Annotated in this window: 27 protein-coding genes; 20 read left to right on the top strand and 7 right to left on the bottom strand. The window is 57.9% G+C overall.

The annotated features are described in order from the left end of the window. Positions 1 to 26: 26 nt before the first annotated feature. The 7 genes from TCELL_RS06015 to TCELL_RS05985 are packed head-to-tail and all read left to right on the top strand — an operon-like array spanning position 27 to position 5,705. Positions 27 to 314 carry a hypothetical protein gene (locus tag TCELL_RS06015; RefSeq protein ID WP_048163325.1) on the top strand — a complete coding sequence of 96 codons (288 nt, stop codon included), beginning with the start codon at positions 27 to 29 and terminating at the stop codon, positions 312 to 314. Next, positions 311 to 1,144: a QueT transporter family protein gene (locus tag TCELL_RS06010; protein WP_014737845.1), complete on the top strand. Its 834-nt coding sequence runs from the start codon at positions 311 to 313 to the stop codon at positions 1,142 to 1,144. The genes TCELL_RS06015 and TCELL_RS06010 overlap by 4 nt, the downstream gene beginning before the upstream one ends. Positions 1,145 to 1,178: 34 nt before the next feature. After that, positions 1,179 to 2,495 (top strand): amidohydrolase family protein, encoded by a 1,317-nt coding sequence (locus TCELL_RS06005; protein ID WP_014737844.1) that lies wholly within the window; start codon positions 1,179 to 1,181, stop codon positions 2,493 to 2,495. Beyond that, the gene (locus tag TCELL_RS06000; RefSeq protein WP_162097842.1) at positions 2,449 to 3,300 is read left to right on the top strand and encodes an energy-coupling factor transporter transmembrane component T family protein; all 852 of its coding nucleotides are present in this window, start codon (positions 2,449 to 2,451) and stop codon (positions 3,298 to 3,300) included. Before TCELL_RS06005 ends, TCELL_RS06000 begins: the two co-directional genes overlap by 47 nt. Further along, a complete protein-coding gene (locus tag TCELL_RS05995; RefSeq protein WP_014737842.1) occupies positions 3,297 to 4,157 on the top strand; it encodes an energy-coupling factor ABC transporter ATP-binding protein in 861 nt (286 codons plus the stop codon). The genes TCELL_RS06000 and TCELL_RS05995 overlap by 4 nt, the downstream gene beginning before the upstream one ends. Position 4,158: 1 nt before the next feature. Further along, positions 4,159 to 4,977, top strand: coding sequence for an energy-coupling factor ABC transporter ATP-binding protein (locus TCELL_RS05990; protein WP_014737841.1), 819 nt, complete (start codon positions 4,159 to 4,161; stop codon positions 4,975 to 4,977). Continuing rightward, positions 4,974 to 5,705, top strand: coding sequence for a purine-nucleoside phosphorylase (locus TCELL_RS05985; protein ID WP_014737840.1), 732 nt, complete (start codon positions 4,974 to 4,976; stop codon positions 5,703 to 5,705). Before TCELL_RS05990 ends, TCELL_RS05985 begins: the two co-directional genes overlap by 4 nt. On the opposite strand, the gene TCELL_RS05980 is transcribed toward TCELL_RS05985, so the two are convergent. Then, positions 5,695 to 6,684 carry an MDR/zinc-dependent alcohol dehydrogenase-like family protein gene (locus TCELL_RS05980; protein WP_014737839.1) on the bottom strand — a complete coding sequence of 330 codons (990 nt, stop codon included), beginning with the start codon at positions 6,682 to 6,684 and terminating at the stop codon, positions 5,695 to 5,697. The two genes, TCELL_RS05985 and TCELL_RS05980, sit on opposite strands and share 11 nt — an antisense overlap. 191 nt (positions 6,685 to 6,875) lie before the next feature. Between TCELL_RS05980 and TCELL_RS05975 the strand changes: the two genes are divergently transcribed. Beyond that, positions 6,876 to 7,517, top strand: coding sequence for a class I SAM-dependent methyltransferase (locus TCELL_RS05975; protein ID WP_048163755.1), 642 nt, complete (start codon positions 6,876 to 6,878; stop codon positions 7,515 to 7,517). On the opposite strand, the gene TCELL_RS05970 is transcribed toward TCELL_RS05975, so the two are convergent. Together TCELL_RS05970 and TCELL_RS05965 are read right to left on the bottom strand one after the other, a co-directional pair. Next, positions 7,495 to 8,460 carry a carbohydrate kinase family protein gene (locus TCELL_RS05970; protein ID WP_014737837.1) on the bottom strand — a complete coding sequence of 322 codons (966 nt, stop codon included), beginning with the start codon at positions 8,458 to 8,460 and terminating at the stop codon, positions 7,495 to 7,497. The genes TCELL_RS05975 and TCELL_RS05970 overlap by 23 nt on opposite strands. Continuing rightward, positions 8,457 to 9,377 carry a BtpA family protein gene (locus tag TCELL_RS05965; protein ID WP_014737836.1) on the bottom strand — a complete coding sequence of 307 codons (921 nt, stop codon included), beginning with the start codon at positions 9,375 to 9,377 and terminating at the stop codon, positions 8,457 to 8,459. The genes TCELL_RS05970 and TCELL_RS05965 overlap by 4 nt, the downstream gene beginning before the upstream one ends. Before the next feature lie 181 nt (positions 9,378 to 9,558). Here TCELL_RS05965 and TCELL_RS05960 point away from each other — a divergent pair, with 181 nt between their 5' ends. The 4 genes from TCELL_RS05960 to TCELL_RS05945 are packed head-to-tail and all read left to right on the top strand — an operon-like array spanning position 9,559 to position 13,126. Then, positions 9,559 to 10,527, top strand: coding sequence for an ABC transporter ATP-binding protein (locus TCELL_RS05960; RefSeq protein ID WP_048163317.1), 969 nt, complete (start codon positions 9,559 to 9,561; stop codon positions 10,525 to 10,527). Between the two features lie 24 nt (positions 10,528 to 10,551). Beyond that, entirely contained in the window at positions 10,552 to 11,649 is a 1,098-nt protein-coding gene (locus tag TCELL_RS05955) for an ABC transporter ATP-binding protein (RefSeq protein ID WP_048163753.1), read from the top strand. 5 nt (positions 11,650 to 11,654) lie between these two features. Further along, the gene (locus TCELL_RS05950) at positions 11,655 to 12,713 is read left to right on the top strand and encodes a hydroxymethylglutaryl-CoA synthase (RefSeq protein WP_014737833.1); all 1,059 of its coding nucleotides are present in this window, start codon (positions 11,655 to 11,657) and stop codon (positions 12,711 to 12,713) included. Then, on the top strand, positions 12,710 to 13,126 hold the full coding sequence (locus TCELL_RS05945) for a Zn-ribbon domain-containing OB-fold protein (RefSeq protein ID WP_014737832.1): 417 nt from the start codon (positions 12,710 to 12,712) through the stop codon (positions 13,124 to 13,126). The genes TCELL_RS05950 and TCELL_RS05945 overlap by 4 nt, the downstream gene beginning before the upstream one ends. 13 nt (positions 13,127 to 13,139) lie before the next feature. Here TCELL_RS05945 and TCELL_RS05940 read toward each other — a convergent pair whose 3' ends face one another. Further along, a complete protein-coding gene (locus tag TCELL_RS05940; RefSeq protein WP_014737831.1) occupies positions 13,140 to 14,720 on the bottom strand; it encodes a B12-binding domain-containing radical SAM protein in 1,581 nt (526 codons plus the stop codon). 131 nt (positions 14,721 to 14,851) lie between these two features. Between TCELL_RS05940 and TCELL_RS05935 the strand changes: the two genes are divergently transcribed. Next, positions 14,852 to 16,066, top strand: coding sequence for an aminotransferase-like domain-containing protein (locus TCELL_RS05935; protein ID WP_014737830.1), 1,215 nt, complete (start codon positions 14,852 to 14,854; stop codon positions 16,064 to 16,066). Here the strand turns inward: TCELL_RS05935 and TCELL_RS05930 are convergent. After that, positions 16,053 to 16,982: an MDR/zinc-dependent alcohol dehydrogenase-like family protein gene (locus TCELL_RS05930; RefSeq protein ID WP_014737829.1), complete on the bottom strand. Its 930-nt coding sequence runs from the start codon at positions 16,980 to 16,982 to the stop codon at positions 16,053 to 16,055. The two genes, TCELL_RS05935 and TCELL_RS05930, sit on opposite strands and share 14 nt — an antisense overlap. Before the next feature lie 84 nt (positions 16,983 to 17,066). Between TCELL_RS05930 and TCELL_RS05925 the strand changes: the two genes are divergently transcribed. The 4 genes from TCELL_RS05925 to TCELL_RS05910 are packed head-to-tail and all read left to right on the top strand — an operon-like array spanning position 17,067 to position 18,781. Then, positions 17,067 to 17,390: an HTH domain-containing protein gene (locus tag TCELL_RS05925; RefSeq protein ID WP_014737828.1), complete on the top strand. Its 324-nt coding sequence runs from the start codon at positions 17,067 to 17,069 to the stop codon at positions 17,388 to 17,390. Then, on the top strand, positions 17,368 to 17,757 hold the full coding sequence (locus tag TCELL_RS05920; RefSeq protein ID WP_014737827.1) for a hypothetical protein: 390 nt from the start codon (positions 17,368 to 17,370) through the stop codon (positions 17,755 to 17,757). The genes TCELL_RS05925 and TCELL_RS05920 overlap by 23 nt, the downstream gene beginning before the upstream one ends. 12 nt (positions 17,758 to 17,769) lie before the next feature. Beyond that, complete coding sequence (locus TCELL_RS05915; protein ID WP_014737826.1) at positions 17,770 to 18,045, top strand: hypothetical protein; 276 nt, start codon at positions 17,770 to 17,772, stop codon at positions 18,043 to 18,045. Continuing rightward, on the top strand, positions 18,035 to 18,781 hold the full coding sequence (locus tag TCELL_RS05910; protein ID WP_014737825.1) for a DUF2192 domain-containing protein: 747 nt from the start codon (positions 18,035 to 18,037) through the stop codon (positions 18,779 to 18,781). The genes TCELL_RS05915 and TCELL_RS05910 overlap by 11 nt, the downstream gene beginning before the upstream one ends. Here TCELL_RS05910 and TCELL_RS05905 read toward each other — a convergent pair. Then, the gene (locus TCELL_RS05905) at positions 18,751 to 21,408 is read right to left on the bottom strand and encodes an ATP-dependent helicase (RefSeq protein ID WP_014737824.1); all 2,658 of its coding nucleotides are present in this window, start codon (positions 21,406 to 21,408) and stop codon (positions 18,751 to 18,753) included. The two genes, TCELL_RS05910 and TCELL_RS05905, sit on opposite strands and share 31 nt — an antisense overlap. 53 nt (positions 21,409 to 21,461) lie before the next feature. Further along, positions 21,462 to 22,865, bottom strand: coding sequence for a glycosyltransferase family 2 protein (locus tag TCELL_RS05900; RefSeq protein WP_052307232.1), 1,404 nt, complete (start codon positions 22,863 to 22,865; stop codon positions 21,462 to 21,464). Between the two features lie 61 nt (positions 22,866 to 22,926). Here TCELL_RS05900 and TCELL_RS05895 point away from each other — a divergent pair, with 61 nt between their 5' ends. From TCELL_RS05895 to TCELL_RS05885, 3 genes are all read left to right on the top strand, one after another. After that, complete coding sequence (locus TCELL_RS05895; protein ID WP_014737822.1) at positions 22,927 to 23,571, top strand: MBL fold metallo-hydrolase; 645 nt, start codon at positions 22,927 to 22,929, stop codon at positions 23,569 to 23,571. Positions 23,572 to 23,579: 8 nt separating this feature from the next. Then, the gene (locus TCELL_RS05890; RefSeq protein WP_014737821.1) at positions 23,580 to 23,765 is read left to right on the top strand and encodes a hypothetical protein; all 186 of its coding nucleotides are present in this window, start codon (positions 23,580 to 23,582) and stop codon (positions 23,763 to 23,765) included. A 167-nt stretch (positions 23,766 to 23,932) separates the two neighbouring features. Continuing rightward, entirely contained in the window at positions 23,933 to 24,184 is a 252-nt protein-coding gene (locus tag TCELL_RS05885) for a hypothetical protein (RefSeq protein ID WP_048163311.1), read from the top strand. Position 24,185 lies beyond the last annotated feature (1 nt).

Raw genomic sequence — 24,185 nt, 5'->3', positions numbered from 1 at the left:
ACTAAGACACGTAAGGTGGACAACTCTTGATGCAGGACATAGTATTACTAACGCTCGGGATCATCCTCTTGATAATAGGGATCGCGCTCTACCTTGCGAAGAAGCGGGGAGGGCTGGTGTTGCTAGCGCTGGGCGCCTTGTGGCTCTTCGCCATGATCATATACTACGTCTACTCGACGATGGGCTTCTACGCGGCCGTGGGCTTGAACCAGAGCTCTATGGGCCCAGCCGTCACGACAACGCTAGGCTTCATAATCCTGATAGTGGGCATAGCACTGGCCGTTTACGTGGCTAGGAGGGGTGGTAAGAAGTGAGCGGGAAGGGTGCTGGTCTCTGGACTCTTAGCATAGTCATAGGCTTGCTGTTTGCCGCCTTCTTCATCTACGTAGCGTACGACATCGTGAGCAAGGGGCTTTCGAACTGGCAGGAATGGATCATCTCGCGCCCGTTCATAGCCTTGGGTAGGGACTTCTGGTTCGTCGTCGCCGGGATACTCTGGGTGATCGGTACAGTTATATTCTTCATGGAGGTTTCCGGCGACACTATCGACAGGAGCTTCAGGATAGTCAAGAACAACGTGAAGTGGGACGCGGTAGACGTCACCGTGACGGCACTTTCCGCGGCGATCTACGGCGGCTCGCTCGCCGCTACAGGCGGTATCCCGATAATCCCCGGCTTCACGTGGTTGAGGCCGGGCAACGCCCTCGCGCCGCTCTTCGGCATGCTCTTCGGCGTACCCGGCGCGCTCGGGACTGCAATAGGCAACTTTATAGCGGACGCGCTCACAGGCTACCTCAGCATCGGCAGTATCGGCGGGTTCATAGGCAACTTCATGATAGCCTACCTACCGTACAAGTTCATGAAAGACCACAGCTTCAGGAGCCCGAGGAGCATAATAGAGTACTACATATGGGGCGCCGTCATAGGGAGCGTCTACGTAGCTTTGTACATATCCTGGTGGCTCGACGCCCTGGAGCCGGTGATAGGGTTGCCGAGACCGCTGATATGGGGCTGGTTCGCCCCCTGGGTCATATTCAACGACGCCATCGTGACGTCGACCATAACGCCCATACTAGGCTACCTACTGTACCCCCCGATCAAGATGAGGGGCCTCTACTGGAAGGACAGAGTCGGCCAACCTTAAACACATTTTTTCCTCACTTAACCGCATCGTCCCGGTGGAGGTTTTGCTCTACGGGATTAGGGGGAGCATCCTCACTCTAGACGAGCGGGACCGCTTCCTGAAAGACCACGTCGTTCTAGTGGACAGTAAGAGGGGTGTTGTACACGGCGTGCTACCGTACGAGAAGGCCCTTGAGCACAGGCCGGAGTTCATAGTTGGCGGGAGGCGTTACCTCGTCACGCCGGGGCTTGTAAACACCCACACCCACATACCCATGTACGTCTTCAAGGGCACCCCTATTAGGAAGACGGGTTTCGAGTGGCTGAGGCAGGTCTGGGCGATGGAGAGCTGCCTTAAGCCCAGGCACGTCTACTACGGGGCTCTCGCCGCGCTAGTCGAGCTCGTGGAAAACGGCGTTGTACTTTACGGCGACATGTACTTCTTCGAGGACGAGGTTGCGAAGGCCACCAAGGAGGTAGGGCTGAAGGCGTCGCTGAGCCTAGGCGTCATAGAGCTGTTCGAGGGACCGCCGAAGCACAGTATAGAGGACTCCATAAGATTCGCGGCGAGATACATGAGCGACGAGCTTGTTAGGGGCATGATAGGAGTCCACGCCCTCTACTCGGTATCCCTCGACTCTGTCAAGAGGGCGGTCGAGGCCTCCCGAGACCAAGGGGTTAAGATACACATCCACTTTGCCGAGTCGCTAGACGAGGTCAGGTTCACTAAGGAGAGGTACGAGAAGACGCCGGCGCAGCTGGCCGACGAGCTGGGCCTGCTCTCGGTGAGACCCCTCCTGGCCCACGCTGTCTACGTCGACGACGGGGACCTGGAGCTACTGGCAAAAAGCAGGCCCTACGTGTCGTACTGCCCGTTCACGATCATGAGCTGGGGCTCCGGCGTGGCGAGAGTCCTAGAGTACTTCGAGAGAGGCATACCTGTGACAGTCGGCACAGACGGACCTCTCACAGACGGCGTGATGAGCCCGCTCTTCGAGATGAAAGTAGCTCTGGCCGCTCAGGGGAGCAGGTACGCGCGGCCGGTGCCGCTGGACGTGTACGCCCTGCTCAAGAGTAGCGTCTGGGAGGGTAGTAGGGCGCTCGGGTGGGAGTACATCGGTATAGCGCCGGGCGCGCCGGCAGACATAGTCCTCTGGGAGCCCCCTCCCTGGGTCGACCCCAGCGAGATGTCCCCGACCGACGCGGCCTTCAGCCTCGTCTACGACCACCAGTACTACAGGCCGGTGCTGGTAGTCGTCTCGGGGAGGGCCGTGAACAAAAGCGCGGAGTTTAATAGGCTAAAGCACATAGTGTTTGAGAAAATCCGTGAAGTCCGCCAAGATTTACTCGAGTGTGGTGGAGTTGAGCGGTGAGATAGGCCTATACTACGAGGCCGACAGCGTTATACACAGGCTGGACCCTAGAGTAAAGCTGGCCTGGTTTATACTCGCACTCGCCGCCTCGATCGCTACCCAGTTCGACGGGAGCGTAGGCGTGTTCGTCTTCATAAGCCTGATCGTGGGGATTATACTAGCCAGGTTGTCTTTGGCGAGGCTGCTAATAACCATAACTTACAGCGTAGTCTTCTTCATAGTCACCATACTCGTGTGGGCGAGCTTCTATCAGAACGTGGGCAGACCTTTATTTTACATAGGCTTCGCAAACCTCGTGGTGACGGACGTCGGTCTACTGGTCGGCACGGGCAAGTTCTTCCTCATAGTGAACCCGATCACGGCTATGCTACTCTTCTTCTCGACCGTTAAGCCATACGACCTTGTCCAGACATTCGACAAGCTTAGACTGCCATACAAGGCGGGCTTCACACTCTTCCTCTCGCTGAGACTGCTGCCGATCACGTTCAGGGAGCTCAAGGAGATAATCGACGTCCAGAAGTCCAGGGGTATAGAGGTCGACTCCCCTAACCCGGTGAAGAGAATAGCCTACACGATCCCCGTATTCGTCCCCTTAATCATAAGGATCATGAGCATAACGTGGGAGACCGCTATAACCCTCATGGTGAGGGGGTTCGGTGCGGGTAAGAGGAGCTACATGAAGCCGCTGAAGTGGTGTAGGAGGGACATGATAGCGCTCGTTGTGCTGGCCGTCTTCTACCTCTCAGTAATCGCGGTGAAGTTAGCGGGTTTCTCGACGTACGCTTACGTGGAGGGTCTGAGATGAGCGCGCCCGCCGTCGAGATCAGGGACCTGTGGTTCAAGTACCTAATGGCCGAGGACTGGACGCTCAAGAACCTCAACTTGACTGTTGAGAGAGGGGAGTTCGTCGTACTAATGGGCCCTTCTGGCTGCGGGAAGTCCACTCTAATGTACATACTCACTGGCATCATCCCTAACATGGTCAAGGGGACCATAAAGGGCACGGTTAGGATACTCGGAAGGGATATCCTAAAGTTACAGCCCCAGGAGATAGTGAGGGACGTCGGCTTCGTCTTCCAGAACCCAGACTCGCAGATCATTATGCCCTCAGTCCTCGAGGAGGTAATATTCGGGCTCGAGAACCTGGGTCTCCCGCCGGACGAGATAAGGGAGAGGGCAGAAGAGATCATAAAGTACGTGGGGCTGTGGGAGAAGAAGGACCTTTCGCCGTGGAGCCTGTCGGCCGGGGAGAGGCAGATACTCGCGATAGCGTCTGTGTTAGCTCTCAGGCCGAAGGTGATGATACTCGACGAGCCTACCTCAATGCTAGACCACAGAGGCACGAGGAGGGTGCTCGACCTGCTCGACAGGCTCAAGAGGGATTACCAGATGACGATAATCGTAGTCGAGCACAGGATTGAGTGGGCTAGCAAGATCGCGGACAAGATCGTGATCATGGACAAGGGGGAGTTTGTCGCAGTGGGTAAGCCTAGCGAGGTCTTCTCTAACTACGAGTTGATCATGAGGGTGGGCGTTAGGCCGCCCATGATCTCCGAGGTCTTCTACAAGTTAATGGACAAGGGGGTCAGGGTGGACAGAATACCTGTCACAGCCCGCGAGGCGGTGGAGCTGATCAAGGGCAGGCTGAGCGGGGGGAGGTAGATTGAGCGAGGTCTTGATAGAGGCAAAGGGTGTTTGGTTCAAGTACAACAAGAAGCAGGACTGGGTCTTGAAAGACGTCAACTTCACGGTGAAGAAGGGCGAGTTCGTCGGCATCATAGGCGAGTCGGGCGCTGGGAAAACAACGCTCGCCAAGCACTTCAACGGCCTCTTAAAGCCGTGGAGAGGAGAAGTCAGAGTGCTCGGTATGGACACGAGGAGAGTACCCACCTCGAGGCTAGCGAGGCACGTAGGCTACGTCTTCCAGAACCCGGACTCGCAGATCTACTCGGCCACTATCAGGGACGAGCTAAGCGTCGGGCTCAAGAAGCTCGGTTTCAAGGCGGGGGAAATCGAGGAGAGAATCAAGTGGGCTCTCGAAGTGGTGGACCTCAAGAAGCCCCTCGATATATCCCCACACGTCCTCAGCTTCGGCGAGCGGCACAGGCTAGCGATAGCTACAGTACTAGCCCTTAACCCAGACGTCTTCGTACTGGACGAGCCCTTCGCCGGGATCGACTACAAGAGGAGCCTCAACCTCCTCGAGATATTCAGGGAGCTGACGAAGAAGGGGCACTCTGTCGTACTAATAGCCCACGACCTCCAGCTGATTGCCGAGCTCGCCGACAGGGTAGTGTTCATGAGCCAGGGCAGGATAGTCCGGGAGGGAACACCCGAGGAGGTCATCGGGGACGTGGCCTTCCTTGAATCCAACGGCTACATACCGTTACAGGTCAGCGTAATTGCCTCGAAGCTAGGGCTAGGTAGGATAGTCAGGGTAAGCGACATGGCGGAGGAGCTCTACAGGAGGTTGACGCTATGAGCTACTTCAGAAAACCTCTACACATACTAGCAAAGCCGGGCGACGTAGCCGAGAGGGTTGTCACGGTCGGCGACCCTAAGAGGGCTCACTTACTAAAAGACCTCCTCTCAGCCCCGAGGCTGGTGAACGAGAACAGGGGCTTCTACGTGTACACCGGGGAGTACTCCGGCGTACCGATCTCGATAGCCGTCCACGGGGTCGGGGCCGCGTCCGCCCACATAGTCTTCGAGGAGTTGCGGATGTTGGGCGCTAAGATTATAACGAGGTTCGGGACAACGGGGGCCTTGATTGTACAACTCAACGTTGGGGACATAGTTCTGGCCACGGACGCGAGCTACTACAGCGGCGGCATCTACTCCCAGTATTTCCCCGGGAACATATCGCTAAGTGCCGCAGCCGACTACGCGTTGCTGAAGCACGTGGAGGAGAGATTCGCAAAGAGGGGTGTCAGGTACTACGTCGGCAGTGTGGTCAGCGCGGACAGGTTCTACGTCGACCCGTTCGCGTTCGCACGGGAGTGGACGAGCCTGGGCGCTATTAGCGTGGAGATGGAGACCGCGGTCCTCTACGTCCTCTCCAAGATCAGGGGGTTCAGGGCTCTCTCGGTTTTACTTGTGAGTAACAGCCTCGTAAAGGAGACGGGATATCCCACCGCGGAGGAGCTGAAAAAGTACACCATGGATTACGGGGACATCCTCCTAGAGGCACTGGCGAGCTTCAGAGTCTGACCACTACTTTTACCTCCCCCTCACTAAGGGACTTCTCGAACGCCTTTACGGAGCTGTCTATCCCTTCGAAGACGCTGGTGATGACCGGCTTCACTAGCCCCCTGCTCATTAGCTCGATCGCCTTCCTGAACTCCCTGAAGGTCCCGCACCTCGTCCCCACGATCCTCACCTCTTTGACTACAGCTCTCGTCAAGTCCACTGTGAACTTCGACCCAGGTGTCGACTTCAAGTGCACGACTCCTCTAGGCCTCGCGATCTCGATCGCTGTGTCCAGCCCTTGCGTCCCTCCAGTCGCCTCGACTACCATGTCGAAGCCCAGGCCTTCGGGGGTCCTCCTCTTTATGTACTCTCTCACCTCGTCGAGAGACATCACCGTGAACCCCATCTTCTCGAAGTAGTGCGCTTTCGAGCTACCCCTCCTCGCCACGACCACGGGGTCCACCCCCATCCACTTGAGTACCTGGGCGGCGAGTAGGGCGAGGTTGCCCGTGCCAACTACTGCGACGTTGTCCCCGGGCTCAGGGGGGTACTGGGCGAACGCGTTGAGGACGGCTGCTAGCGGCTCTACCTGCGTCGCCTCCACCGGGTCGAGCAACCCCTCTACTACGTGGAGCGCCTGCTCCGGGGCGACGAAGTACTCAGCGAAACCGCCGTCGAAGTCGATGCCGAGCGTCCTCCTGTATGGGCAGTGGGTGTACAAGCCCCTTCTACAGTACTCGCACCTGCCGCACGGGAAGTTGATCTCGCTGACGACCAGCCTGCCTTTGAGCTCCCCCTCGCTGACGACCACTCCAGCCACCTCGTGACCCGGTACTATCGGCTTCTTGAACAACGGGTATGAGCCGGTGTAGAAGGCCTTGTCCGTCCCGCAGATGCCTACCGCAGAGGTCTTGACCAAGACCCAGCCTGGCTCGGGTCGGGGCTCAGGCACGTCTTCGATGCTCAGCTCCCGCGGGCCCTTTAAGAGGAGGGCCTTCAAAGGGTTTCACCTGACACATATATAAGTTCTCTTGGAACAATATTATTTTCGGACCTACAACTCAGGCTTAGGCCTGTGGATGAGTAGGTCGGGGACGTATTCACCCACACGTGTTTCACCCGTGGCTGAGTTTTGTCGTGTAAACGTGGGCGGGCAGTCGTGAGACCCAACTTACTCGGGTTGTGGCTGTCATGGTAGTCGACCCCTTCGAGAAGTTCTGGCTTGAGTACGACAACTGGTACGATGAGCACCCCAACATATACAGGTCCGAGCTGTGGGCTGTCGAGCTAGCCTCACGGGGCGTCCCAAGGCCCTGGGTGGAGATCGGTGTGGGTAGCGGGAGGTTCGCGGCACCGCTAGGTGTAGACGTTGGTCTAGACCCCTCCGAGAGGTTACTGGAGCTCGCCTCTCGACGCGGAGTAAAGGTGGTCAAAGGCTTCGCGGAGTCCACGCCGTTCCCGGACGGGAGCTTTGGGGGGGTCTTCGTGATCATAACCATATGCTTCCTCGACGAGCCCTTGAAGGCGCTTAGGGAGGCCAGGAGAATACTGAAGCCAGAGGGCAGGCTGGTGGTGGGTTTCATACCTAGGGACAGTCCATGGGGCACCTTCTACAGCCGGCTCAAGGAGAGAGGGCACAAGTTCTACTCGCACGCCAGGTTCTACTCGCTGAGCGAGTTAACCGGGATGCTCGAGCTCTCGGGGTTCGAGACGGAGCTACTCGTCTCCACCCTCCGCAACCCGCCAGGTTCGCCCGAGGTTCTCGAGCCGCCCGTTTTAGGCCTAGCACCAGGCGCTAGCTTCCTCGTGGTCAGAGCGCGTGCCGCCCGCTGAGCCTGCCTACCACCTCGATGAACTCCTCGAGCTCCCTCAGGGACCTCGGTAGGTGTCTCGCCCCCACGCCCATCGCCTTGTAAGCCCCCATCGCGTTACCGTATAGCAGGGCCTTTTCTAGGTCGAACCCCTCGAGCAACGAGTAGAGCACCCCGGCGTTGAACGCGTCTCCAGAGCCGGTCGTGTCGACGGCCCTTACGTTGAACGCCTTCACAGACACCTTCTTGTCCCCGGCTATCGCCATCGAGCCTCTCCCACCCATTTTGAGGAAGAGGACCTCTGGTTCGAGGCTCTTGTACAGCGCCTCGGCAGCCGACACGGAGGCCGAGCCGACGAGCTCCTCGAGCTCGTCCATGTTGATGAACGCGTAGGTGACGTTCTTCTTGAGCTTGAGCAAGAGGCTCCTGTCCCCCTTGTTGAAGCCGCTGAGGTCGAGCCCTGTTACAACGGACTCCCTGCTAGCCCTCGTGAGGAGCCCCACGAGCGACTCGCCCTTGTCCACGTTACGGGCTGCGAACCCGTAGGCGAAGACGGCGTCAGCGCTCGACACAACGCTTTCTATCACCTCGTTACTTGGAGTGTTCAGCTTGTTGGCGCCCCTGTACCCGATTATGACCCTGCCTCCGCCCGGCTTGACCAAGATGCTCATAGTCCCCGTGGGCTCCTCGCGAGTAGCGGCCACGTACCTTACCCCTACCCCCTCGGTCTCCAAGTCTTTGACCAGCACCATCCCCACCACGTCCTCCCCGACCTTTGCCATCACGCTCGTCCTGGAGCCAAGCCTCCTCGCAGCCACGGCAAGGTTGCCCGCTACTCCACCAGGGACGTAAAGTCCTCTCCTCGCAACGTAGGAGACGTCCCTGAACACCAGATCGTCCGTGTCGAGGAAGTATATCACGTCGAGGTTGAGGTCGCCGTATACGAAGACGCGCTTCTCGCTCAAGCCTTACCCCTAATTCTGTTGACGACGCTCATGAGGCGCTTCACTCTCTCGGGGTCGACGGGGTTCTGGGTCAGCCCGTGGACCTTGAAGTACGTGCCCACGATTGCCCCGTCAGCGTACCTCAGCAACTTCTCGGCGTTCTCCGGGGTTAGCCCGCTGCCTATGATCACAGGTGTGTCGCCGACAATCGACTTGACGAGCTTGACGTCCTCCACCGAGGGCTCCTCGCCCGTCATCCTCCCCGTCACGATCACCGCGTCGGCCAGGTAGAAGTCGGCCCACTTCGTGTGGGTCACGATGTCGATACCGGGGAACACCACGCTGTGCTTCTTGACCACGTCTACGAAGAACTTGATGTCCTCCGCGTAGAGGGCTTTCCTTATCCTAACGAGGTCCGCGGCTACCCCGTGGTCGAACTCGCCGGTGTCCCAGACAGCCGCCCCCGTGTAGAGGCAGACCCTTACAAATCTAGCACCCGACGCCTTCGCTATCGCGAGGGCCACCCTCCCGCCGTTGTGTATAACGGTTATCCCGACGGGTATCGACACGTTCTTCACTACATGCCTAGCCACCACGGCATGAGCAGTCATCTCCTCGGGTGGTATACGGGAGGCACCGCTGTAGTAGGGGAGGTCCCACATGTTCTCGACTATAACGCCGTCAACGCCGTTCTCCTCGTATATCTTCGCCTCCCTCAGCGCGTGCTCCTCGACCACGTCTATGCTCCAACCCTTGTACCCGGGCGCGCCCGGTAAGGGGAGTAAGTGTACCATGCCTATGATCGCCTTGTCGTTCTTGAAAAGGTCGCGGATCGAGAACATCCTCTTCGAGTACAGGTCTCTAGCCCACTCGGGTACCAGCTTGTCGAGCAACTCCCTCTTCAAGCCCTGACCACCAAGCTCTAATCTATGGGGCACGAAGCTTAAGACCGTTTCACAACGTACGCGACACACAGAGACACGCTCGTGTTAAGAGAAGGCTGTCAGGCTCCGGGTAGAATAAGGGGTCTTACTCTTAGTTGAGGACAGTCTAAGATAAAAACATTTTAAAATATACGCTCTATATCCATACATTAGCGCGGTGCGGGTGTAATTTGAGTTGAGTGAAGTGCTACTAGAGGTCGAGGGGCTCAAGACGTATTTCTACACTTCGAAGGGTATAGTCAAGGCCGTCGACAACGTGGGGTTCAAACTCAACAAAGGCGAAGTACTCGGTGTAGCAGGAGAGTCCGGCTGCGGTAAGAGTACTCTCGCCTACTCGATCATAAGGCTCGTCCCCCCGCCCGGCAGGATCGTTGGCGGTAGGATATCCTTCATGGGCTCGGACATCCTGAAGATGCCGGAGGAGGAGTTCAGGGTCAAGGTTAGGTGGAAGGGCATATCGATGATCTTCCAGGGCGCCATGAACGCCCTCAACCCGGTCTACACGGTGGGAGACCAGATCGCCGAGGTCCTAATGCTACACAGGAGTCTCACGAAGAGGGAGGCCCTCCAAGAGGCGGCCGAGCTCCTCAAGATGGTGGGTCTTGACCCTAGAAGAGTGAGGAGCTACCCGCACGAGCTGAGCGGCGGCATGAAGCAGAGGGTCGTGATAGCCATGGCTCTAGCGCTCAGGCCTCCTCTAGTGATCGCCGACGAGCCGACCACAGCTCTAGACGTCGTTGTGCAGGCGCAGATAATGAACCTGCTAAAGAGGCTTCAGAGGGAGCTGAAGATGTCGATAATCCTCATCACACACGACATGAGCTTGATCGCAGAGATAGCGGACAAGGTAGCGATAATGTACGCCGGTAAGATAGTTGAGATAGGGAGCTCGGATAGGGTCTTCAACAACCCCCTACACCCCTACACCAGGGCCTTGATCAACAGTATACCCAGCCTCAGGAAGGAACTGAAGAAGCTAGAGTTTATACCCGGTGTCCCACCTGATCTAATACAGCCGCCACCCGGGTGCAGGTTCCACCCTAGGTGCAAGTACGTGTTCGAGCCCTGTTCAAAGGAGGAGCCCCCTATGGTCGAGGTCGAGCCAGGCCACTACGTCGCCTGCTGGCTCTACGCGAAGAGGTGAGCCTTCGTGAGCACGCCCGGCTTCATGAACATAGACTCTAACACCATCCTGTTCGTGAAGGACCTGAGGGTCTGGTTCCCCGTCAGAAGGGGGATCACCGACGTCCTCGCTAGGAGGCCCCCGCTCTACGTTAGGGCCGTAGACAGCGTCAGCTTCGAGGTCAAGCAGGGAGACGTCTTCGCGCTGGTAGGGGAGAGTGGTTGTGGCAAGACCACCACGGGTAAGTCCGTGCTAATGCTCTACGAGGTGACGGGAGGGCAGATAGGCTACAAGCCCTCCCAGGACTTGGTAGACTCCTTCACGAAGCTGGGCTACAAGCCCGAGTACATAACCGAGTACGGGCACATCGACCTCTCCAAGGTGCCCAGGAAGTACCAGCGCCCGCTACGCAAGGAGATACAGATGATATGGCAGGACCCCTACGGCAGCCTCAACCCTAGGTTGACGATATTCGAGATCCTCGAGGAGCCACTGATAATACACAAATTCGGCTTCACTAGGTCGGACAGGTACGACATGATCCACAGGGCGCTGGAGCTGGTCAAGCTCACACCGCCAGAGGACTTCATGAACAGGTACCCCCACATGCTCTCCGGCGGGCAGAGGCAGAGGGTGGTCATAGCCAGGGCGCTTATACTGAACCCAAGGTTCATCGTCGCCGACGAGCCGGTCTCCATGCTAGACGTGTCTATCAGGGCCGAGATCATAGAGCTACTGCTGGAGCTGAAGCAGAAGCTAAACCTGACCTACCTGTTCATCACCCACGACCTGGCTATAGCGAGGTACATCGCGAACAAGATCGCCATAATGTACCTGGGCAAGATAGTGGAGATGGGCGATACAGAGAAGGTCATCAGAAACCCGCTACACCCCTACACCAGGGCCCTCATATCGGCTGTCCCTGAACCAGACCCCTCGAACAGGCTGAAGGTTAGGGAGGTGCCGATAAAGGGCGAGGTACCCAGCGCGGTAAACATACCGCCAGGCTGCAGGTTCCACCCGAGGTGCGTGGCTCTAGACGAGCACCGGGAGCTGAGGGGCGTCTGCGACAAACAGGAGCCCCCTATGGTCGAGGTCGAGCCAGGCCACTACGTCGCCTGCTGGCTCTACGCGAAGAGGTAGCATGTATGAAGCCCGAGGACTTGACCGGGATCGTCGGCTGGGGTAGCTACATACCGAGGTACCGTATGCCCCTCAGCGAGATAACCAGGGTCTGGGGCTTCAACCCAGAGCAGCCGAGAGAACTAGACGTAGCCGAGAAGAGCGTCGCAGGCTACGACGAGGACGCCATTACAATGGGCTGGGAGGCGGCTCTAAACGCGCTCAAGAGAGCGGGTGTCAACCCCAAGGAGATAGGGGCGGTGTGGTTCGGGACCGAGAGCAAGCCCTACGCTGTCAAGCCCTCTGCCACCGTCATAGCCGAGGCCCTGGGTATAACGCCCTCTACCATGGCGACGGACCTGGAGTTCGCGTGTAGGGCCGCAAGCGAGGCGATCAGGATAAGCATCGCGTCGGTGGCGTCCGGCCTCGTAAAGTACGCCCTAGTCGTAGGCTCGGACACCGCCCAGGCGAACCCCGGCGACGTCCTCGAGTACACGGCCTCCTCCGCTGCCACGGCGCTGGTCATAGGGCCTAGTAGCGAGGCGGCTGCGGTCTTCGAGGCCAGCTACACTTACGTGACGGACACGCCCGACTTCTGGAGGAGGGCTCACGTCCCATACCCGCTGCACGGAGAGGCCTTTACAGGGGAGCCAGCGTACTTCCACCACATCGTGGGCGCTGTCAAGGGCTTGATGGAGAAGACCGGGCTCAGACCCAGCGACTTCGACTACGCGATCTTCCACCAGCCCAACGGCAAGTTCCCCGTACAGGTGGCCAGGATGTTAGACATCCCCGTCGAGAAGGTCAAACCGGGTCTCGTCACGCCGTTGATAGGTAACAGTTACAACTCCTCGGCTCTTATAGGCCTCTCCAAGGTGCTCGACGAGGCTAGACCGGGCTCCAGGATACTGCTCGCCCCCTTCGGTAGCGGGGCTGGGAGCGACGCGTACAGTATAGTGGTGACAGACAAGGTGTTGGAGAAGAGGGACAAGGCCCCTAAGGTCGTAGACTACCTGTCTAGGAAGAAGGTTGTCGACTACGCGTTCTACGCCAGGTCGAGGAACTTGATCAAGCGGATAGGGTGACCGGCTTGAGGTTCTCTATACCCAGGTATTGGCGTGAAAGGCAGACCTACTACAGGTTGAAAGCCGCGAAGTGCCTGGACTGCGGCCGCGTTGTCTACCCCTACAACGACAGGTGCCGGCTCTGTGGTTCAACGAGAGTGGAGGAGGTGGAGCTACTGAACGAGAGGGCAGTCCTGTTGACCTACACGGTGATCTACAGCGCCGCCGAGGGGTTCGAGGACAAGAGGCCGGTCGTGATAGGTATTGTGGAGACAACGGAGTCGAAGGCGAGGCTGTTGACCAGGATAACAGACGTAGACGTGAGCGAGTTGAAGACGGGTATGCTACTCGAGCCTGTACTAAGGAGGGTAAACGAGGACGGGGAGTCGGGGCTCATATACTACCTGGTCTCGTACAGGCCGGTAGTAAAGTAGCACTGTAGAGCCCCTACTCTTTTTCACCCACTGACCCAACGAGGTGTTTAATAGCCTCGACCTGGGCCCTCAACACCTTCTCCTCCAGCCTGTCCACGACTATCCTGGACCAGGGCGGCTCCGACTCGGGGTCAAGCCCGTCGTAGACGTAGCGCAGGTCTACACCCTTATCTCTCGCCAACTTCAACCAGTTCGCGTAGCCCCCGCCTCTCAACGACCACTCCAGTACTAAGTCGGCGACCTGCTCACCGCCCAGCGAGATAGACGCCTGGACAAACGAGGTCTTCACGTTGAACTCCCTAATCCTAGCGAACCCCCTTAACTCCCTGTCTATCAACTTCTCCAGCCTCGAGAGCCTGTCCGAGCCCATCATACCGATGTAGGCGAACGGTGTCCTAGCTTTGGGTATGAGCGGATTGAAAGACAAGACGAGCCTCCTCCCCCGCTCCTTTGCCGTGCCCGCGAGCTCTCTGGCGGCTCTCACAGTCTCCAGCACATCCTCGACCCCCGTCCCCTTGACCCCGTATATCAAGTAGAGCTTAACGTCGAAACCGGCTCTTACGACCGACGCGACCTTGTGTTTAGCCAATTCCACGAGCCCGGGGTACTTCATCAGGACTCTCTGGGCGAGAACACTGAAGGACTCCGGGGCTAGGGTGAGCTCTCTCTGCCCTACCTGCCTTATCAACTCCAGGACTTCATCGTCGAGCTTCTCGAGCCTGAGAGAGGGTAGAACAGCCCTTACACCTTTCCCAGACAGGTACTCCAGTACTTTCACGTCTTCTCTCGTCACAGGGAATGAGAGAGCGTACAACACCACTCTCTCGAGCCCGTTGTACTCGAGCCCCTTCTCGACGAGCTCGACAACCTTCTGGAGAGACCTGTGCCTGAAGGGCTGGAAGAGCCTGGACTCCATGCAGAAAGAGCAGTGGAACAAGCACCCCCGGGACAGCTCGAGTTTGAACCCGAGGCCGAAGGCCGGCTGCCTGTCGGGGTCGAAGACCTGCCTCACAGGGTACTCGACGTCGTCTAGGCTTGGTGCGTACCTACGCACCGCCCCCTCGTTGAGGCCCGGGACGTAGACGAAGTCGAGCTGGGACAACTCCTCGAGGACGGCCTTCTTCCTCTCGCCAGCCCTAGCGGAGACAGCGTCAACGACCCTGTCGATCGTGGCCTCGACCTCGCCCACCACGAATGCGTCGACTATCCTCGTGTACGGAGCTGGGTTGGCCATGACAACAGGCCCGCCCGCGATCACGGGTATCTCTCTATCCTCCCGCTTTGCCGGCACACCCGAGGACTCCAAGACCTCGACGAGCTCGACGACGTCCAGCTCGTAGTGTAGCGTGGTAAACACCGCGTCGAAGTCTCTCAGTGGACTACCCGTCTCTATACTCCTGTACCCGGCCTCCCCCCTGTCCGCGGTGAACCTCTCGAGATACACGTCGTCTCTTCTGTTGACGTACATGTATACGATGTCGTGGGCTAGACTAGACGTCATGACCTCGTACTTACCGGGGTAGACGTACGCGACTCTCGCGTTGACCCTGAGAGGGTTTTTCAACACCCTGTTTAACTCGACCAGCTTTAACACCGCGGCTTTATATTGTGATTCTACACTCAGTCTTTAAAAAGTAGGTATAAACGAGTAAGTATTATATATACACACTTTGGGGGGTAAAGTTTTTAATATATGATCTGGATATCTGTTAATCGGGCTCTGTGATGCCCGCTTACGACAAGTTTTATAGTAGGCTGGCCGTCGGTATTAAGGCCTCGGACATCAGGGAGTTGCTGGCGATCATAAAGCACAGGAAGGACGTGATAAGCTTCGCTGGGGGTATACCAGACCCGAAGCTCTTCCCCAAAAGCGAGCTGGCCGACATAGCGAGAGAGGTCATACTGAAGTACGGCGACGACGCTCTCCAGTACAGCGAGACGAAGGGCTTGATCGAGCTGAGGGAGACACTCTCGGACTTCATGAGGAGGACGAAGGGGATCCAGACAGACGCGGAGGACCTCATCATAACGACAGGGAGCCAGCAGGCCCTGGACATCGTGGCCAGGGGCATGATAGACCCAGGCGACGTCGTCGTAACGGAGAACCCATCCTACCTCGCTGCAATAGGGGCTTTCAAGATAGCCGGTGCCAAGCTGGTGGGGGTCGAGATGGACGAGCACGGTATGGACACGCACAAGCTGGAGGAGAAGCTTAGGTCGCTTAAGAACAGCGGTGAGAGGGTGAAGTTCATATACACCATACCCGTGGGCCACAACCCCGCAGGCACCTCCCTCACGCTCGACAGGAAGAAGCACATCATCGAGTTAGCAGAGGAGTACGATGTGATGGTGGTCGAGGACGACCCCTACAGCTACATAATATACGAGGACGGCGCAGACACGACACCCCTGAAGGCCATCGACAAGTACGGCAGGGTCATCTACTTGAGCACCGTGAGCAAGGTGCTGGCTCCAGGGCTGAGGATAGGCTGGATCGCCGCGATAGACGACCTCACGAGGAAGTTCGAGCTGGTCAAGCAGTACCTGGACCTGCACAGCCCGACCCTCACGCAGTTCATAGTGGCTGAAGCGGTGAAGAAGGGTTTGATCGATAGGATGGTGAAGGTCGCCACACCCTACTACAAGTCGAAGAGGGACGCCATGCTCTCGGCTATGGAGGACTACCTGCCGGACTACGTAGACTACACGAAGCCCATCGGCGGCCTCTTCATATTCGTGAAGGTCGACAAAGAGGGCTTCAACACAACCAAGCTCCTCGAGGTCGCGATCACCAAGTACAAGATCGCCTACGTGCCGGGAGCCAGCTTCTTCGTGGATGGCACCGGGCACAACACGATGAGGATCAACTTCAGCTACCCGACGTTCGACGAGATATACGAGGGCGTGAGGAGGCTGTCTGCTTTAATCAAGAACGAGTAGAGCTCGCACCCCCGCCCTGCTCGCCACCGGCCTCGCTCTTTTCACCAGGCCCGGAGAGCCTCAGTATCGTGCCGAGGCCCCTCGGCGGGAGGAAGCCTACAGCATCCTCGACGCTCTTCACGTTGAAGACTTTGACTAGACCCAAGGCCTTCTCGGCCAGCCTCCTGGCCCCCCCGCTTGAAGCGGGGGTTGCGGTGTCGAGGTAGACGACCACCAGCTCTCTCGACAGGCCTAGGCGCAGGCTCCTCGTACCCGAGAAACCCGAGACAACGAGCCTCCTCAACGGGCTCCTGTCGGCTAAGTCCCACAAAGCCGGCGTGACCTCTACTACCACGAGCGTCTCCAGGTCGACTGGCAGGTCGCCGACATTCCTGAAGACTCTCAGACCCAACCTCTTGGCCTGAGCAAGGGACTTCTCGCACAGCAAGTACGGCTCGAACCCCCTGTCCCTCAGGGCGGTCGCTGTCATGAGCCCGACGATGTTGCAGCCTAAGACGAGCGTGTTCCCCTCCGACTCGCCAGCGAGCTCTAGGGCGTGGGAAGCGTAGGGCTCGAGCAAGTTGACCGGCTCTACGGTAGGGTAGGTGCCGTAGACCCTCTTGGGGTCGACCTGGAAGTACGTCGAGAGGCAGCCGTCCACGTCGAGGACGCTCCTGGACCCGCTTACGAGCGGGTTTGTTACTACGAACTTCCCCGTTAAGTAGGGTTGCTCGGGCGACTCGATCACCCGGCCGGCGCAAACAGAGCCCAGTAACCTCGGGAGGATTACTGGCTCGCGCCCCTCTAGTAGCTCCTCGTCTTGGAATCCCACGTAGGCCATACTGTTCTTGACTAGCACCATACCCCTATTCAGGACTACTGCCGGTAGGTCAGCGTAAGCTAGGGAGCCATCATAAACCACTGCCTTGTTCCTCAAAACACTACACCCTGCACTTTCGTGGCGAAAGCTTCAAGGTATTTATGTTACCCTGAACTGGGTTTATTATTGTGATGAAGAACCATGAGTTTCCACTGGGTCAGCAGGGAGGCGAGGCTGAAGATAATCGACGTCCTCCTATCATCTAGGAGTATAAAGCAGCTGGCCTCCGAGCTAGGCGTCTCCCCGACCGCTGTCCGGAAGTACGTTTACAGGAGGGCGTACCCCGACGACGAGGTGATATCCAGGGCCCTGAGCATACTGGCCCCCTACGAGAAGGAGAGGGTCTACGAGGTGCTGATAGAAGACATATTAAGCTCGGTTAAGACCTTGATCACTATGATTGACGACCCGAGACTGAGGGAGAAGGCGAGAGAGAGGATAGTTGAGTCGGTCGCAGGGGAGTGATGAGAGGAGGCCCTTACTAGCCACTGGGAGGGTCGTAGGCGACTACGAGACCCTTCTCAGGTACGTCGAGCTCGCGAAGGAGAGGGGTCTTAAGCCCGAGGACTACACTTTAACGAGGGAGGACATGGAGTACGCTATGCGGCTCTTCGAGGAGCGGAGGAGCCTTCTGGAGGTGATCGACGCGTTGAAGAGGAAGATCGCCCCCAGGCTGGACTGTAGACTGGCCTCCGAGGCGATGAGGCTCAGCAAGGGTGTGGTAGTACCCGACAACCAGGCCTGCGACTACGTGTCGTTCCTGTACGCAGGGTGGCTAGTCGAGGCGTGCGAGACGCTCGGGCTCGTCAGGCTTAGAGAGGGCTGGAGGTAGAGGTGACCACGCGTGCCCCCCTCGAAAGAGCTTGTTGAGGGCCTGGTCGACGCGGGAGTGAGATACCTGAAGAGGAGACTCGGGCACACGGAGCTCGCGGGGGTCGAGATCAAGTCGTCCAAGATAAACTTGTTCTTCCGTGTCAGGGAGGAAAAAGTTGTTAAGGTTGTAATCAATATTAGGAAAAACACTATTAGAGTGTACTCTGGTGCAGTGAGCCTGGACATAGGGTTGAAGAGAGTCCTCCAGAAGGTCTTGGAGTGTAGGGGTGTCACGGGTGGAGTCTAGCCCCCACAGGGAGAGGATCAAGCTGGCCGTCTACTTGCTGAGCAAGTTCATACACAACATCGAGAACATAGGGAGGGCGGACGCCGTCGAGATGTTGAGAAGGGAGTACGAGAGACACGGCTTGAAGCCAATAATGGGGAAGTCTGTCCCCAGCGACATATACGACAAGGAGATGGCGACCATCTACGTGATAGCCAAGTACGGGCTCAACATAGACAGGGACTACCCGGAGGTCTTGAAGAAGATCTTCTACATCGAGGAGGCGCTTGAAGAGGCCTTGTCGAGCCTGATGAGCGGGGACAAGGAGAAGGCGAAGAGCATACTCAAGGGCGTCTCCCCCACAAACGTCGTCGACAGTAACACGGTGGCTAGAATGCTGAGGCTCCCTCTCGTGAAGTTCGTACTCGGTTTCATGAGCGAGGAGGAGGTCGCGAAGGTGTTCAAGGTCGTCTCCGAGAACATGAGCGAGGAGGAGAAGACGATCAAGAGCTACATCAGATTCTTCATCGCGCTGAGGATAGCGGAGGGCATAAAGAAGGGTGAGATCAGGAACAAGACCTTTAAAGAGGCTTTCAAGAGAGCACTAGCGATAAGGCTGGGATTCCCCAAGTCGACTCCCAGCGACGACTACATAGCCGTTATAGCCGAGAACGTCTTCGGGGTTCCAAAAGAGAGGCTGCGGGAGGTGCTGTCGCTAGAGGAGGGTCAGGAGACCTCCTCGACTCCACCAGCTTGAAGCTGTACACCCAGCTTCCTCAGCTTCTCCATTACCTGGTCGTATAGTATGGCGAGCATCCTCCTCATGTCCTCCATGAGCACTACGTCGCTGTAGCCGTGTACTACTATCGAGTGAGCGAAGGGGCTGGGCACGTCTACAGGCCCGAAGAGCCTGACCTCCACCTCCCCCTCCCTCACCCACTCGAGGACTTTCCTAGCCTCGTCTATGTGCATGTAGTCCTCCAGGATCTCCCTGTACGTCTCTCTCAGGACGGGGAAGTTATCTATCTCCTCGACAGCCTTGAGGAGCTCTTCGGCGTTGACCTGGAGCTTCTGGATACTCCTCTCCACGTCCCTGTAGCGCCTGAGGAGCATAAACGACCTCGTAGCCACGTGCCTGAACCTCCTCTTAAGTAGCTCGGTCCTCCTCAAGACCCTGACCAGGATGTCGTAGAGCTCGTCGGGGTTTATCGACTTGAAGAGCCCCACCCAGTCCGCGCTGGGGTGGCCCGGGAGAGTCAGCATGAAGCCGTTGTCGGTTACCGTGATCTTGACGTTGGCTCCTACAGTCTTCGAGACGATGTACGCGTACGCCCTGGACAGGGCGTCGTTGGCCCTCCTACCGAAGAGGCTGTGGACTATAACGTTGCGCCTGTCCTCCTCGTCGAAGACCTCGATCAAGATCAGCTTGTCGCTCGGTATTAGGCCCCCGGTGTAGCTGTACTGCTCCCAGACGTACTCCGCAATGGACCTGGCAGCATCCTTGTCGAGGTTGTACTCCTTCGCGACGTATCTCACCGCCTCCTCAAAGCCGTCTCTCGCGAGCTTGTCGGCTACAGCCCGCCTGAACCTGCCTACGAGCAGGGCCGAGTCGAAGGCCAGCGGGAGCATCTCACTGAACCAGCTGGGCACGGTAGGCCTAGCCCCGTCCGCCCTCCTCACCAGGACCTTCAGCCCCTTGCTACCGAGGTACTCGTAGACCCTACCGCCCAGGACGAAGAGGTCTCCCGGCGCCAGGTACTCCACGAAGGCCTCCTCCAGGTCTCCCACGTACTTGCCCTCGGTGGTGAAGACGTGGGCCTTGCTCTCGTCGGGTATCACGCCCAGGTTGAGGTAGTAGATCATCCTCGTACTCTTCTTTTTCCCGAACACCCCCTCTTCTTCATCGAGCCATATCTTCGAGTAGACCTTGTTGTACTCGTAGAAGTCGCCGAGCTGTCCCGCGAGGTACTTCACGACGCTCACGAAGTCCTCATAGGGGAGGTCGCGGAAGCTGTAAGACCTCCTGACTAACTCGTACGCCTCCCTGAGCCCCCACTTCCTCTCGAGCGCCATCCCCACTACGTGCTGGGCCAAGACGTCTAGCGGGTTCCTGGGTATCCTTATCTTGTCGATCTTCCTCTCCATGGCCGCCTTTGCGAGGACGGCGCACTCGACTAGGTCGTCCCTGTCCACCACGATTAACCTGCCCTTACTCACCTCTCTTATGTGGTGCCCCGCCCGGCCGACCCTCTGCAAAAGCCTCGTAACGCTCTTAGGGCTACTGAGGAGCACCACGAGGTCTATGTGGCCGATGTCTATCCCCAGCTCCAGAGAAGTGGAGCTCACGACGCACTTCAGGGCCCCGCTCTTCAGCTTCTCCTCGATCTCCAGCCTCACGTCTCTGCTGAGGCTACTGTGGTGGGCCTCGACCTCGTCGACGTCTACCACCTTCTCGCTCTCCATGAGTTTCCTGAGCTTGTACACGACTCTCTCCGTGGCGCTCCTGGTGTTCGTGAACACCAGTGTCGTCTTGTGCCTCTTGATCATCCCTATCAGGGACTTGTATATCGCCTCGTTCACGGCGTCGGCCGGGGTGTGTATCAGGTCCTTGACGGGGGCGATCACCCTTATGTCGATCGGCTTCGCGAACCTCGCGTCGACGACCACACAGTCCCGGGGCTCCTCCCCGTTCCTGTATCCCACGAGGAACAACGCTACATCCTCTAAGGGGGCGATCGTCGCGCTGAGCCCTATTCTCTGGAGCTCCCTGCCCGTCAAGTTCTCGAGCCTCTCTATACTGAGGCTCAGGTGGCTACCGCGCTTACTGGAGGCGAGCTCGTGTATCTCGTCGACCACCACGACCCTAGCGTTTTTCAGCCTCTCGCTGAACTTGGGGGCATTCAAGGAGAGCGCCAGGCTCTCGGGGGTGGTTATTAGAATGTGAGGCGGGTCTCTCAGCATCCTCTGCTTCTCGCTCTGCTTAGAGTCGCTCGTCCTCACGGCGACCTTGATCTCCGGGAGCTCGACTCCCTGCCTCCTCGCCTCCTCCACTATCTCCTTGACCGGCTCGTAGATGTTCCTCCTCATGTCGTTGTTAAGGGCCCTGAGAGGGCTGACGTAAACGACTACGATGCCCTCGGGGAGGCCCCCCTTCTCGAGGTACTCCTTGTACAGGTTGTTTATGATCCCGAGGAAGACGGCGAGTGTCTTACCCGTCCCCGTGGGCGAGGATATCAGGACGTTCCGTCCCTGCATAATGTACGGTATAGCCATCCTCTGCGGCGGGGTCATCCTGCCGTACTTCCGAGTAAACCAGGCTCTCACAAAAGGCAGCAGCATGCCCAGGACTTCGTCGTCGCTGAGGTTGTCCTTGGCATACTCCATTAGAAGCCGCGACCCCTCCAACCTACTATACCAAGGTTTGGATTTAAACCGGGCTATTTCAACCCGATTATATCTCTAGGCCACCTTATTAAAGTATATACAACGCTGACCATGTACATGCATGTAATAAGAGACAGCAGGACGTACTTACGGAGAGCGACGAGGAATAAGACGACTGCTAGAGCCACTAGTAGCGCCAGCTCCCCGGAGACCCCCTTCCCGCGCATCCTCCTCTCGAAGAGCCCTTTCGGGGTTCTCTTGTACTCCTGTCTCGCCCTGGCAAGGGCCTTCGCCACACCCCTGAGTATCGGCACCGACAACGCGACTGTGACAGCGGCCATTCTCCCCTGGTTAACAGCGCTCTCTCTCAACCCGGCTCCCAGGGTGTAGGTCTCCACAGCAGCGAAGAGGGCCTGGGAGAACAGCCAAGCCCCGGTAATAAACGCGTACTTGGCTGTATAGTCCACTCCTCCTAGGAGGCTTACGGTCGCGGTGACAGCAAAGCCTACCCACAGTAGGAGGACTACAGTGTACTGGCCCAAGAACAGCGCTGACTCGACCTTGCTGACCAGGCTCACCGGGCTTCTCAGGAGGGCGCCGAGCCTCGCGAGCAGGACGTCTGTAGCCCCGTAAGCCCACCTCTCCTGCTGTACCCTCAAGGAGCTGTATCTCGTTGGGGCCTCAACGTAGACCCTACACGAGTCTATGTACTCAACCCTGTAGCCCCTCCTGTACAGCCTCACGCCCAAGTCCATGTCGTCCTGTAACCTCTCCTCGTCCCACCCGCCAAGCTCCTTCAGCACGCTCGCCTTGAATAGAGTACCGGTGCCGAGGGGGAAGATGTCGAGCGAGAGGGCGGACCTCGCCTTGAACAACACGTTAACTACGTACTCCATGTTGTACGCCAGCGCCTCGCTGAGCCTGCTACCCTTGTTCCACACGCTCCACCTCCCCACGACGCCCGCTAGCCTCTCGCTAGACTTGAGTAGTGAGACCCCTCTCAGGACGAGGCAGGGGTCGAAGAAGGAGTCAACGTCCATAACGTACACGTAGTCCCCCGTGGAGGCGTACAGGCCCACGTTAAGGGCGCCCGCTCTAAACCCCCTAGGCTCGCTCCTCCACACGTAGTAGACCTTGAGCCTCCTGCTCCACTCGTCTACGAGCCTCCTGAGGTACTCGAGGAACTCGGGCGGGTCGTCGGAGACTATGATCACTTCAACATCCACAGTACTGCTCAGCTCGCTCACCCTCTTCAACGCCATCTCGACGTAGTCGGGGGGCTCCCCCCTCACTGGTATGATGATAGACACCGTCTCGCCTAGGTACGCTTCCAACCCCCTCTTCTCGGAGTACCTCTTAGAGTAGAGCCCGAGCAGGCTGTAGAACGCGAAGAACAACGTCTGCGGCAGGAGAAACAAGGCGACCCCGATTAGTCCCGTCAAGTCGAGTGGGCTCAAACCTGGCACCAGGATAGACTTAATAGATAGCCTTCAGCTATTTTAGTGTTAGGGGGCTGTTTTGGTCACCATTACGTGGCACGGGCACGCGTGCGTCTCTATAACTCTCTCCAACGGCTACACCATCGTCATAGACCCCCACGACGGGGGTAGCCTGGGCTTAAAGCCCCCCTCTGTCAAGGGCGACCTGATACTCGTCACGCACACCCACTTCGACCACAACGCCGTGGAGGTGGTGAGGAAGGACAAGAGCAGGGTCCTAATGGAGTTCGCAGGTGAGAGCAGGCTCGACAACGTGGTCGTAAAGGGCTTTGTGACGTACCACGACAAGGCGCAGGGGAGGCGGCGGGGGAAGAACTACGTCTACGTAGTGCAGGCGGAGGGGGTCAGGGTAGCCCACCTAGGGGACATAGGGCACGTGCCATCAGGCGACGTCCTAACCGAGCTCACCGGCGTAGACCTGTTAATACTCCCTGTCGGCGGGACCTTCACCATAGACGCTAGAGAGGCCTGGGAGACCGTGGAGAAGGCGAAGCCCGTCAACGCCATGCCGATACACTACTGGGTGAGGGGTCTGAACCTGCCCATAGCCCCCGTCGACGACTTCCTGAAGCTGGTGAAAGGCTACGAGGTGGTCAAGCTCCCCACCAACACCTTCAAGCTGGAGGATTACAAGGGCAAGGTCGTCGTCCCTTCACCGCCTTAGTGGTGGAAATGAGCGAGGAGGTTAAACACTACGAGTCGGTAGGGAGCGAGCTCGAGGCTATTAAAGAGGCAAGCCTCGAGTTCATGGTCAAGAAGATGTACTTGAGGAAAGTAGAGGCGGAGAGGAGGATTAACGAGATACTGTTGATCTGGAACGTTATAAGAGACTACTTCAGATGGTATAAGACTAGGTGATGACTACTTTAGGCCGCCGAGTTGGAGGCGATGAAGAGGGATCAACCGGCTGATCACTCGCGTGTTGACTGGCTAAAGCCTCGACACTCGGGTTTTTTGTCTTCGGGGCCTGCCTAGTTTAAACGGCCCAGCCAGGATATCGGCATTGAGGGGTACTAGGTGGTCGAATGAGCTACACATGGGAGCCGCGCTGGGAGAAGTTCAGGGTAGAGTCGCATGGGATCGTCTTCTATACGTGTCGCGACAGGATAACCGGGATGATCACCTGCCCGGTATGCGTTAACGCCCGGGAGACCTGCCTCGGCGGAAACGCCGGGAAGGGGAAGCAAGAGCCGGTCTTCTTCTACACCGTCGAAGACCTGATATACCACATACGGGACTACCACGCGAGGAGCGCTTTCAGGGCTAAGTCTCGCTAGG

This window comes from Thermogladius calderae 1633 (assembly GCF_000264495.1).
GTDB lineage: Archaea > Thermoproteota > Thermoprotei_A > Sulfolobales > Desulfurococcaceae > Thermogladius > Thermogladius calderae.
The sequence above is the reverse complement of the archived record's forward strand: the minus strand, read 5'-3'. Positions and strand labels throughout refer to the sequence as shown.

Bases quoted from the DNA above. Each gene is read 5' to 3' on its own strand.
- TCELL_RS05975 (WP_048163755.1), top strand. From the start codon at position 6,876: ATGGTAGTCGACCCCTTCGAGAAGTTCTGGCTTGAGTACGACAACTGG.
- TCELL_RS05955 (WP_048163753.1), top strand. From the start codon at position 10,552: ATGAACATAGACTCTAACACCATCCTGTTCGTGAAGGACCTGAGGGTC.
- TCELL_RS05935 (WP_014737830.1), top strand. From the start codon at position 14,852: ATGCCCGCTTACGACAAGTTTTATAGTAGGCTGGCCGTCGGTATTAAG.
- TCELL_RS05950 (WP_014737833.1), top strand. From the start codon at position 11,655: ATGAAGCCCGAGGACTTGACCGGGATCGTCGGCTGGGGTAGCTACATA.
- TCELL_RS05985 (WP_014737840.1), top strand. From the start codon at position 4,974: ATGAGCTACTTCAGAAAACCTCTACACATACTAGCAAAGCCGGGCGAC.
- TCELL_RS05885 (WP_048163311.1), top strand. From the start codon at position 23,933: ATGAGCTACACATGGGAGCCGCGCTGGGAGAAGTTCAGGGTAGAGTCG.
- TCELL_RS05905 (WP_014737824.1), bottom strand. From the start codon at position 21,408: ATGGAGTATGCCAAGGACAACCTCAGCGACGACGAAGTCCTGGGCATG.
- TCELL_RS05995 (WP_014737842.1), top strand. From the start codon at position 3,297: ATGAGCGCGCCCGCCGTCGAGATCAGGGACCTGTGGTTCAAGTACCTA.
- TCELL_RS05890 (WP_014737821.1), top strand. From the start codon at position 23,580: ATGAGCGAGGAGGTTAAACACTACGAGTCGGTAGGGAGCGAGCTCGAG.
- TCELL_RS05925 (WP_014737828.1), top strand. From the start codon at position 17,067: ATGAGTTTCCACTGGGTCAGCAGGGAGGCGAGGCTGAAGATAATCGAC.